Annotated in this window: 10 protein-coding genes; 2 read left to right on the forward strand and 8 right to left on the reverse strand. The window is 60.5% G+C overall.

Features of this window, described 5'->3' with window-relative positions; genetic code table 11:
- The first annotated feature begins 4 nt into the window (after window positions 1–4).
- Window positions 5–802 (forward strand): aldo/keto reductase, encoded by a 798-nt coding sequence (locus AAAB16_RS10775; protein WP_340663318.1) that lies wholly within the window; start codon window positions 5–7, stop codon window positions 800–802.
- A gap of 279 nt (window positions 803–1,081) precedes the next feature.
- On the opposite strand, the gene pcaC is transcribed toward AAAB16_RS10775, so the two are convergent.
- The 8 genes from pcaC to AAAB16_RS10815 form a co-directional block, all read right to left on the reverse strand.
- Window positions 1,082–1,474 carry a 4-carboxymuconolactone decarboxylase gene (gene pcaC, locus AAAB16_RS10780; RefSeq protein WP_340663311.1) on the reverse strand — a complete coding sequence of 131 codons (393 nt, stop codon included), beginning with the start codon at window positions 1,472–1,474 and terminating at the stop codon, window positions 1,082–1,084.
- 15 nt (window positions 1,475–1,489) lie between these two features.
- Window positions 1,490–2,278: a 3-oxoadipate enol-lactonase gene (gene pcaD / locus AAAB16_RS10785; RefSeq protein WP_340663312.1), complete on the reverse strand. Its 789-nt coding sequence runs from the start codon at window positions 2,276–2,278 to the stop codon at window positions 1,490–1,492.
- A gap of 9 nt (window positions 2,279–2,287) precedes the next feature.
- Window positions 2,288–3,640, reverse strand: a complete 1,353-nt coding sequence (locus AAAB16_RS10790; RefSeq protein ID WP_340663313.1) for a 3-carboxy-cis,cis-muconate cycloisomerase — start codon at window positions 3,638–3,640, stop codon at window positions 2,288–2,290.
- A gap of 47 nt (window positions 3,641–3,687) precedes the next feature.
- Entirely contained in the window at window positions 3,688–4,977 is a 1,290-nt protein-coding gene (locus tag AAAB16_RS10795) for an MFS family transporter (RefSeq protein ID WP_110618877.1), read from the reverse strand.
- A 170-nt stretch (window positions 4,978–5,147) separates the two neighbouring features.
- Window positions 5,148–6,353 carry a 3-oxoadipyl-CoA thiolase gene (gene pcaF, locus AAAB16_RS10800; protein ID WP_340663314.1) on the reverse strand — a complete coding sequence of 402 codons (1,206 nt, stop codon included), beginning with the start codon at window positions 6,351–6,353 and terminating at the stop codon, window positions 5,148–5,150.
- Window positions 6,350–7,132, reverse strand: coding sequence for a CoA-transferase subunit beta (locus AAAB16_RS10805; RefSeq protein ID WP_110618873.1), 783 nt, complete (start codon window positions 7,130–7,132; stop codon window positions 6,350–6,352). The genes pcaF and AAAB16_RS10805 overlap by 4 nt, the downstream gene beginning before the upstream one ends.
- On the reverse strand, window positions 7,132–7,989 hold the full coding sequence (locus AAAB16_RS10810; RefSeq protein WP_340663315.1) for a CoA transferase subunit A: 858 nt from the start codon (window positions 7,987–7,989) through the stop codon (window positions 7,132–7,134). The genes AAAB16_RS10805 and AAAB16_RS10810 overlap by 1 nt, the downstream gene beginning before the upstream one ends.
- A gap of 633 nt (window positions 7,990–8,622) precedes the next feature.
- On the reverse strand, window positions 8,623–9,396 hold the full coding sequence (locus AAAB16_RS10815) for a ParA family protein (RefSeq protein WP_340663316.1): 774 nt from the start codon (window positions 9,394–9,396) through the stop codon (window positions 8,623–8,625).
- Window positions 9,397–9,826: 430 nt separating this feature from the next.
- Between AAAB16_RS10815 and AAAB16_RS10820 the strand changes: the two genes are divergently transcribed.
- A partial coding sequence (locus tag AAAB16_RS10820; RefSeq protein WP_340663317.1) for a beta-ketoacyl synthase chain length factor occupies window positions 9,827–10,365 on the forward strand: 539 nt, incomplete at its 3' end.

Consider the following 10,365-nt stretch of genomic DNA (forward strand, 5'->3'; position numbering starts at 1 on the left):
GCACTTGCCCAAGCTCGGCCTGGGCACTTGGCGCATGCTGGGCGAGGACTGCACGCGCATTGCCCTGCAGGCGCTGGAGTTGGGCTATCGCCACCTCGACACCGCCACCGCCTACGACAATGAAGCCGCCGTCGGCAAAGCCCTGGCGCAAACGGATATCCCCCGTGAACAGCTGCACGTCACCACCAAAGTCTGGTGGGACAAGCTCGAACCACAGGCCATGCGCCAGTCGCTGGACGCCAGCCGCAAAGCACTGGGCGATGACTGCCTGGACTTGTTTCTGATCCACTGGCCCGGCAATACCGCCCAAGGCTGGAGCCTGGAACGTAGCATCGAAACCCTGGTGGCGCTGCGTGAAGAAGGCAAGGCGCGGCAGATTGGCGTGGCCAACTTTAACGTGGCGCAACTGACCCGCGCCGTGGTGGAGATGGGAGCGCCCTTGTCAGTGTTGCAGGTGGAATATCACGTGCTCTTGGGCCAGCAAGCGCTGCTGGATTTCACCCGCCAGCGCGGCATGGTGCTGACTGCCTATACGCCCTTGGCGCGCGGCCAAGGCGCCGAAACCGAGACGGTGCAACGCATCGCCAAAAAGCACGGCGTGTTGCCCAGCCAAGTGGCATTGGGTTGGGTATTGGAACAGGACGGCGTGGCGGCTATTCCCAAGTCCAATAGCGCGGTTAACCAGCAGTCCAACCTGGACGCGCTAAAGGTAAAACTCGACGACGAAGACCGCGCCGCGATTGCCGCATTGCGCAAGGATGTACGCATTGTGAATCCCGACTTTGCGCCGGTTTGGGACTGAGGACTATCGTCTCCTGCGGCCTCTCTACCCGCGAGGGCGGCAGGCTAGGTGAGAGGGCTGAAGAGCGGTTTTTAGATAGTTGCCGTTATAAAGTTCGAGGTTTCCGGGGCTAAGGCCAGGACCAACGACCAGCGGGAGTAACAGCCGTAGGCTGGCCCGAAGGGTGAGCGCCAGCGAATCAGGCGCCCCGCAGCTTTTAAGCGCAGCGTACTGCAGTACGTGAGCATTAAAAGCGAGGACGCAACGCAGCATGGCCGACGACCCGGAGACCGGCAAGAATCACGAAAGCGACTCTACGCCCATCTCATCCCACACCTCTTCAGCCAAATGAAAGGTCGCATTGGCCGCCGGAATGCCGCAATAAATCGCGCTCTGCATCAGCACTTCTTTGATTTCTTCACGGGTTACGCCGTTGTTCTTGGCGGCCTTGAGGTGCAGCTTCAATTCCCCTTCGCGGTTCATACCAATCAGCATGGCGATGGTCACCAGGCTGCGGGTATGGCGCGGTAAACCTGGCCGGGTCCAGATATCACCCCAGGCATGGCGGGTGATCATTTCCTGAAACTCTTGGTTAAACGGTGTGAGGTTTTTCAGGCTGCGGTCGACATGGGCATCACCGAGCACCGCGCGGCGAACTTCCATACCGGCGTCGTAACGTTGTTTTTCGTCCATCGTGGCGGCACCAATTCAGTGGGTGAGAAAGTCGAGCACAGCAGCGCTAAAGGCATCGCCGGCTTCAACGTTGGAAAGATGCGCGGCGTGAAACTCCACCAGTTGTGCGCCCTTCACTCGCTCAACAATAAAGCGCCCGTCGGCGGGCGTGGTCACGGCATCTTCAGTGCCGCACACCATCAATAGCGGCAGCTCAATCGCGCTGATCTGTTCGCGAAAATCGGCATCGCGCACGGCGGCGCAGTTAGCCGCGTAGCCTTGCGGCGAGGTAGCGGCGAGCATGCCGACCACCGCCTCAACTTTGGCAGTTTCTGCGGCGGCAAACTCAGGGGTAAACCAGCGGGCAATCGAAGCATTGCGCAGCGCCAGCATGGCCGCTGGGCCATCACGCAAGACCATCTCGATACGCGGGTTCCACACATCCGGATTACCGATTTTCGCCGCGGTGTTGCACAGCACCACGCGCTTAAGGCGCTCGGGTGCATGGATCGCCAGCCACTGACCAATCAGCCCGCCCATCGACAGCCCGCAGAAATACACCTGCTCGATTTGCAAAGCATCCAGCAACGCCAGCACATCGCTGCCGTTCTGCTCGATGCTGTACGTGCCCGCGGTCACCAGCGAATGACCATGGCCACGGGTGTCGTAACGCAGCACTTGGAAGTGCTGGGTAAAGGCAGCGATCTGCGCGTCCCACATATGCAGGTCGGTGCCCAGCGAGTTGGACAGCACCAGCACCGGCAGGCTTTTGTCGCCTTCCCAGAGGTAATTCAGTTCGCCATCGGCGAGTTGTACGGCGGGCATAACGGGCTCCTAAACACTTAAAGACTGATGCTCGGCAATCGCGCGCTGCACCCACAAACGCGCCTGGCCGAGGTAATGGGCGGGGTCGAGCAAGTGGTCGAGTTCGTCGCTGCTGAGCTGGGCGCAGACCTCGGCGTTTTCCCCGAGCACCTGACGCAAGTGCACGCCCTGCTCCACCGCCAAGCGGCAGCATTGCTCAAGCAGGTGATGCGCAGCATCGCGGCCGATGCGTTGGGCCAGGGTGATGCTGACGGCTTCGGCCAGCACCAGGCCTCTGGTCAGCTCGAGGTTGCCGCGCATGCGCTCGGCGTCCACTTCCAGAGCGGGCACCACCACCAGCGCTTGCTGCAATGCACCGGAAACCAGGCAGCACAGTTCCGGCAAGGTTTCCCATTCGGCGTGCCACAGGCCCAGGCTGCGTTCGTGCTCCTGGGGCATGGCGGCAAACATTGTGGCAACCAGCCCCGGCGCGCGGGTAGCAGCGCCGATCAGCACCGCGCAGCTCACCGGATTACGTTTGTGCGGCATGGTCGACGAGCCGCCTTTGCCCGGCGCCGAGGGCTCGAACACTTCGCCCGCTTCGGTCTGCATTAGCAGGCTTAAATCGCGGCCCAACTTGCCCAGGGTGCCAGCAACTAACCCCAACACACTGGCGAACTCCACCAAGCGGTCGCGCTGGGTGTGCCAGGGTTGTTCGGGCAGTTGCAGCTGCAGTTGCTCGGCCAAGGCATTGGCCACTGGCATGGCGTTATCCCCCAACGCCGCCAGGCTGCCGGAGGCGCCGCCAAATTGCAGCACCAGCAAACGCGGCTTGAGTTCAGCCAAGCGTTGGCGGTGACGGGTAATGGCGCCCAGGCTGCTGGCGATTTTCATGCCCAGGGTTACCGGCGTGGCATGTTGCAGCCAGGTCCGGCCGGCCATGGGCGTGGCGCAATGCAGGCTGGCTTGGCTGGCCAGGGCATTGGCCAGTCTGGCCAGGTCCGTCTCCAACAGGCTGATGGCGCTGCGCAGTTGCAACACCAAACCGCTGTCCATCACGTCTTGGCTGGTGGCGCCCAGGTGCACATAACGCTCGGCCTCCTGGCTAACGCCGGCGATCTGTTTGCCCAGGGCTTTAACCAAGGGAATCGCCGAATTGCCGGCCGTGGCAATGGCCGTGGCCAGACTATCGACATCAAACAAATCGGCCTGGCAGGCGCCTTGAATGGGCGCCACCACCTCGGCCGGAATCAGCCCGGTACTGGCTTGCGCGCGGGCCAATGCCGCCTCGAAATCGAGCATGCCCTGCAGGCGTCCGTGATCGGAAAAGATCGCGCGCATGGCCGGTTGGGTGAAGTAGGTATCAAACAAGCGGTTGCTCATACATCGTCCTTAATAGCGCGCGCCACAGAGGCGCGCGCAAACCGATCTCAGTGATCGTGGTGCAGGTAAGCGCCCTCTTTGGGCAAGCGCAGGCTAAACAGAAACGCCACCGCCATCATCGCCGTTACGTACCAGTAAAAGGTGTTTTCCATGCCGATGCTTTTCAGCCCCAGCGCCACGTATTCAGCGGAGCCACCGAACAGGGCGTTGGCCACTGCGTAAGCCAGGCCGACACCCAAGGCACGCACCTGCGGGGGAAACATTTCCGCCTTCACCAGGCCGCTGATGGAGGTGTAGAAACTCACGATTGCCAGGGCCAAGGTAATCAGCACAAAGGCCAGGAACGGACTGCTGACGGTTTTCAGCGTCAGTAGAATCGGCACGGTAAATAGGGTACCCAAGGCGCCAAACCAGAGCATGGAATTACGTCGGCCGATCTTGTCCGAGAGCATGCCAAACACCGGCTGCATGCACATATACAGGAACAGCGCGCCGGTCATGATGTAGCTCGCGGTTTTCGCGTGCATGCCGGCGGTGTTCACCAGGTACTTCTGCATATAGGTGGTAAAGGTATAGAAAATCAGCGAGCCGCCGGCGGTGTAACCGAGCACGGTGATAAACGCGGCTTTGTGGTGTTTAAACAGCGCGGCGATGCTACCGGCGTCCTTGTCGGCACGCTGCTCGGCGGTAGTGGTTTCTTCCAGACTGCGACGTAGCAACAGGGAGATAACGGCCGCCACGGCACCGACCACAAACGGAATACGCCAGCCCCAGGCACGCAGCTCTTCTTCGCTCAGCAGCTGCTGCAGAACGACCACCAGCGACACCGCCAGCAGTTGCCCACCGATCAAGGTTACGTACTGAAACGAAGCAAAGAAGCCGCGCTGGCCGCGCAACGCCACTTCACTCATATAGGTGGCCGTGGTGCCGTATTCACCACCTACCGACAAGCCTTGGAACAAACGTGCCGCCAACAACAACAGCGGCGCCCAGAAGCCGATGCTCTCGTAGGTGGGCAGAAAGGCGATTACCAACGAGCCGGCGCACATCATCAGCACCGAAATCATCATCGAATTTTTCCGCCCGTGTTTATCCGCGACCCGGCCAAATAGCCAGCCACCAATGGGGCGCATCAAGAAGCCGGCGGCGAACACGCCTGCGGTGTTCAGCAGCTGCACCGTGGGGTCGTCGGAGGGGAAGAATGCCGGAGCAAAATAGATGGCGCAGAAGGCATAGACATAGAAGTCGAACCATTCCACCAGGTTGCCTGAAGAGGCACCCACAATCGCGAAGATCCGTTTACGACGCTCTTCGCCGGTGTAATGCGTGGTGGTCATATTTTGTTACTCATCTAAGGGTTTGCAGAGTCTAGACCCAGCAATGGCAACCCCGTTCAAACCAAAGCAGCGATACACGTGCGAATGTTCACACCGAAACCGTAGGGTGTGCTGCGCGCACCAGATGCAACGCGCTCGCCCAGGGTGCACACAGCACGCCCTACGGCGCATTACACAGCCTCGATAGCCAATGCCAGGCCTTGGCCTACGCCGACACACATGGTCGCCAAGCCGAGCTTGCCGCCCGACTTCTGCAACTGATGCACCGCCGTTAGCACCAGGCGATTGCCGCTCATGCCCAGTGGGTGACCCAGAGCAATCGCCCCGCCATTGGGGTTTACCTTGGCGCTGTCGTCCGCCAAGCCCAAGTCGCGCATGACCGCCAAGCCTTGCGCGGCAAACGCCTCGTTCAACTCGATCACGTCGAAGGCATCAATGCTCAGGTTTAAGCGTTCCAGCAACTTACGCACTGCCGGAATCGGGCCAATACCCATCACCCGCGGTGCCACGCCGCCACTGGCCATACCGAGCACTTTTGCCCGCGGGGTCAGGCCGAATTTCTTCACCGCAGCAGCCGAGGCCAAAATCATCGCCGAAGCGCCATCGTTAAGGCCCGAGGCGTTGCCGGCGGTGACGGTTTTATCCGCGCCATTCACCGGCTTGAGCTTGGCCAAACCTTCCGCGTTGGTGTCGCCACGCGGGTGCTCGTCGACGCTAAAGGTGGTGTCGCCCTTCTTGCCTTTAATCACCACCGGAACGATTTCCTCGGCAAAGAAGCCGGCTTCCTGCGCGGCGGCAGCACGTTGCTGGCTGCGCAGGGCAAAAGCGTCCTGATCGGCACGGCTGACGTGATAATCCTCAGCCACGTTATCGCCTGTAACAGGCATCGGGTCGACGCCGTATTGCTCTTTCATCGCCGGGTTAACAAAACGCCAACCCAGGGTGGTGTCTTCCAATTTCTGCCCCCGGCCAAAGGCGCTGTCGGCCTTGCCCATCACATAGGGCGCGCGGGTCATCGACTCAACGCCCGCCGCGATAGCCAATTCCATCTCACCGCTGGCGATGGCGCGAAAGGCCGCACCCACCGCCTCCATGCCCGAGGCGCAGAGGCGATTGAGGGTCACGCCCGGCACGCTGTCGGGCAGCCCGGCAAGCAACACCGCCATACGCGCGACGTTGCGGTTGTCTTCGCCGGACTGGTTGGCGCAGCCCATAAACACTTCGTCCAGGGCGCTCCAATCCACCTGCAGATTGCGTTCGACCAAGGCCCGTAAAGGAATCGCCGCCAGGTCATCGGCACGCACCGCAGCCAAGCCGCCATTCAAGCGGCCAATCGGCGTACGTACGGCATCACAAATAAAAACCTCGCGGCTCATTCCTCACCCCCAGCCTGACCGTGGGCAGCAGCCGTGCGGGCTTCAAGGGCGCGCAGGGCTTCCAGTTCATGGGCTTGCGGGGCTTGGGTAACGCTGACGTTGTCGGCAAAACGAATCGGCCAACCGGTGGCTTCCACCACTTGCTCGCGGGTGACACCGGGGTGCAGCGAGGTGACGATAAATTCGTTGCTGCCAGCTTCCGGCTCCATGATGCACAGGTCGGTAATGATGCCGACCGGGCCCTTGCCTGGCAGGCCGAGACGCTGACGGTGATCGCCGCCTTCGCCAAACCCCACCGAGGTAATAAAGGCCAATTTATCGACAAAGGTGCGGTGCGATTGTTTGAGGATAATCAGCACCGACTTGGCCGAACCGGCGATTTCCGGCGCGCCACCGGCACCGGGCAGGCGCACTTTCGGCTTGTGGTAGTCACCAATGACGGTGGTGTTGATATTGCCGAACTTATCCACCTGGGCGGCGCCGAGAAAGCCGACATCAATGCGCCCACCTTGCAGCCAATAGCGGAAAATCTCACCGGTCGGCACCACGGTGTCGGCGGTTTCCGCCAGCTCGCCGTCACCAATCGACAGCGGCAATACGGTCGGTTTGGCGCCGATGGGACCGGACTCATAAATCAACACCACATCGGGCGAAGACGTCAGGCGCGCCAGGTTGGCGGCCTTGGAAGGCAGGCCGATACCGACAAAACACACCGAACCGTTTTTCAGGCGGCGGGCGGCGGCGACGGTCATCATTTCATTGGTGCTGTAGTCGCTCATTACTTGGCCTCCCCGTTGGCGGCGATTTTATGCTGGAAGGCGGCGAAGTCTTCGGTGCCCCGGATGTATTCGTTAATCCACGCGGTGAAGGTTTCCCGGTCACGGGCGATGGGATCCCACGCCTGGTAAAAGCGGTTATCGCGCTCGTAATAACCGTGAGCGTAAGACGGGTGTGCGCCACCTGGAACATGGCACACAGCGGTCAGCGCCCAGGTTGGCAACACACAGGCATTCATCGGTGCATTAAGGTCGTCGACGATTTCTTCCACGGTGACGATGCAACGCTTGGCCGCCAAGGCTGCTTCCTTCTGCACGCCGAGAATGCCCCAGAGCAACACATTGCCCTTACGGTCGGCCTTCTGCGCGTGGATCACGGTTACATCAGGGCGCACTGACGGCACCGCCGCTAACACTTCACCAGTGAACGGGCAGGTCACAGTTCTAATCAGCGGGTTGACCTTGGGCAGGTCAGAACCGGCATACGCGCGCAACACCGCAAATGGCAGGCCCGAGGCGCCAGCTACATAAGAGTTGGCGAGGTCAGCGTGGCTGTGCTCTTCAATCTCCAGCGCGTGGGGCCAGTCTTTTTCGACGGCATCCCGCAGGCGATGGAGCGAACCGACACCGGGGTTACCGCCCCAGGAAAATACCAAGCGCTTGGCGCAACCGGCGCCGATCAGCAAGTCATAAACCAGGTCGGGGGTCATGCGCACCAGGGTCAGGTCTTTCTTGCCCTGGCGAATCAATTCGTGGGACGCGGCAGTCGGAATAAGGTGGGTAAAACCTTCGAGGGCGACGGTATCGCCATCGTGGACAAAGCGCTCAACCGCTTCGCGCAGAGACAGGAGTTCAGCCATGATCGTTCTCGTCTTGTTATCCGAGGCGTCAGGGAAAGAGGGGTGACGCCGGGTGGGAAAACAGTACGCCCCAGGATGGGGAGGGACAATCCGATAATCGACCTTGTGTTCGATTATCGAACAGTGGTTTATTTTTGGATTGCCCGCTTTTTCGCGTGCGGGGCCATGCCTGCCGCTCCATCCCCTCACAGCGACTACGCACGGCCTGCGCTAAAGGGACGGGGGTATCAATCAAAGGGCCCCTCACCCCCGGCCCCTCTCCCCTAGCCGGGCGCCCACAAGCAGGCGAGGGGTGACGTATGGCTACCAGTCCACGCGATCTGCTCCCTCTCCCGCTTGCTGGAGAGGGCTGGGGTGAGGGGCCTTTGATCTTGATCTGGCTTTTGATCTGCCCGCCCCATTCATCGCAGGGAGGGAACCCGCAGCGCAGCGACGGGCCAAGGTAGGAGCTAGACCTTTTGCCTACTTTTGGGTGGTCCGGCAATCCGGCAATGCCAAAAGTAGGTCGCGCGTAAGGCGCGAAACGGATCTAACAACCCATGCGGTAATGAAGACCACCGCAATCACCGTACGCGGACCGGCACACACTAAATAGAACAGCGCGAAATACCTGCAAACGCCCCCCAAAAAAACTCAGGCGCCCTTCTCCAACAAGTCATGCAACTCCACAAACTGCAGCGTCAACTTATGCCGCGGTTCCAGAAAAATCAGCGGAATCGACGCCTGATGCGACTCGCGCATCTTCACCGAACTGGTCAAATACACCGGCAATACCGGCAACCCCTCGGCAATCAACTCATCCAGCAACTGCTGCGGCAAGCTGGCGCGCGCCTGGAACTGGTTAACCACAATGCCCTCAACCTCCAGCCCCTCGTTGTGGTCTTCCTTTAGTTCCTCAATCTCACTCAGCAGCCCATACAGCGCCTGCCGCGAGAAACTGTCGCAATCAAACGGAATTAACACGCGATCCGCTGCGATCAACGCCGAAACGGTATAGAAGTTCAATGCCGGCGGTGTATCCAGGTAAATACGGTCGTAGTCTTCAGCCAAATCATCCAACAGCTTTTTCAGCTTGTTGATCTTGTGCTTCGCCTCAAGCTTGGGCTGCAGGTCGGCCAGTTCGCGAGTGGCGGTTACCACATGGAGGTTATCGAAGGGCGTTTCGTAGATGTCGACCTGACCTTTCTTAGCGAAGGGCCCGGTGGAGAGGGTCTGCTTGAAGAAGTCGGCTATCCCCATCGGGATATCTTCGCCGGTCAGGCCGGTCAGGTACTGCGTGGAATTGGCCTGGGAGTCCAGGTCAATCAGCAAGGTGCGGTAGCCCTGTTGAGCACTGACCGCCGCCAGGTTGCAGGCAATGCTGGATTTCCCCACACCGCCTTTCTGGTTGAACACTACACGTCGCATATTCCCACCTCGTCCTGAGCCTCGAATAGCCGGGATTCTATGCAAAGCACAGGGCCAGAGCGAGGTGCAGTGTTGAACAGTGACCAGCGGCGCGGATATTTGTGCCGAACATGGGCAAAATAGCGCCCGCGATCCGCATCTGTAACCAATGTTTGCCTGAGCCCCGCCACGTCGGGATAATGCCGGCACTTTGCTATGGCGCTATGCGGTTGTGAGTTACTCCAACGGCGAAGACAGCTGTTGCTGTCGGATGGATCCACGGTTGAAGGTTTTCTGGGCTAGAGCCAGGCAAGGCGAAATGTTCCTGAACAGCGCAGCGTACTTAAGTACGTGAGCATGTGAAGGGGCGTTTCAACGCAGCATGGCCGACGACCAGGAAACCGCCGGCGGACGCAGTCGCCCTCGTTGACATGGACGCAAGAGCTAGCTGATGTTTTTCACTATTGACCAATGGCGCGCCTGGGCTCCCGGCCTGGAACAGTTGGCCGACTGGCAGGCATGGGGCCAGCAGTCAGGGCTGCCTGTGGCCAGTGATATTCAGCCCGACGTCAATTTTCTCCCTGCTATGCAACGCCGCCGCTTGAGCCCGCTCGCGCGCATGGCGTTCAGCGTTGCCTGGCCGCTGGCCGACGCCCATGGCGCGCCGCTGCCGCTGGTGTTTATGTCACGCCACGGCGAAACCCCGCGTACCTTTGCCCTGCTGAGCGACGTCAGCGCTAAAGAAGCGCTGTCGCCCACCCAATTCAGCCTCTCGGTACACAACGCCATCATTGGCCAGTGGTCGATCATGCGCGGCGATAATAGCGAGATGACCGCCCTGGCCGGCGAAGGCGATGGCTTGGAACACGCCGTACTGGAAGCGCAGATGTTGCTGGCCGATGGCGCCCCCGCCGTGTTGCTGGTGATCGCCGAAGACACTCCGCCAGCCGCCTACGCACCATGGATAACCGATGTGCCATTCCCCTATGC

The organism is Pseudomonas sp. (genome assembly GCF_037994325.1).
GTDB lineage: Bacteria > Pseudomonadota > Gammaproteobacteria > Pseudomonadales > Pseudomonadaceae > Aquipseudomonas.

Bases quoted from the DNA above. Each gene is read 5' to 3' on its own strand.
- pcaC (WP_340663311.1), bottom strand. From the start codon at position 1,474: ATGGACGAAAAACAACGTTACGACGCCGGTATGGAAGTTCGCCGCGCG.
- pcaD (WP_340663312.1), bottom strand. From the start codon at position 2,278: ATGCCCGCCGTACAACTCGCCGATGGCGAACTGAATTACCTCTGGGAA.
- AAAB16_RS10790 (WP_340663313.1), bottom strand. From the start codon at position 3,640: ATGAGCAACCGCTTGTTTGATACCTACTTCACCCAACCGGCCATGCGC.
- AAAB16_RS10795 (WP_110618877.1), bottom strand. From the start codon at position 4,977: ATGACCACCACGCATTACACCGGCGAAGAGCGTCGTAAACGGATCTTC.
- pcaF (WP_340663314.1), bottom strand. From the start codon at position 6,353: ATGAGCCGCGAGGTTTTTATTTGTGATGCCGTACGTACGCCGATTGGC.
- AAAB16_RS10805 (WP_110618873.1), bottom strand. From the start codon at position 7,132: ATGAGCGACTACAGCACCAATGAAATGATGACCGTCGCCGCCGCCCGC.
- AAAB16_RS10810 (WP_340663315.1), bottom strand. From the start codon at position 7,989: ATGGCTGAACTCCTGTCTCTGCGCGAAGCGGTTGAGCGCTTTGTCCAC.
- AAAB16_RS10815 (WP_340663316.1), bottom strand. From the start codon at position 9,396: ATGCGACGTGTAGTGTTCAACCAGAAAGGCGGTGTGGGGAAATCCAGC.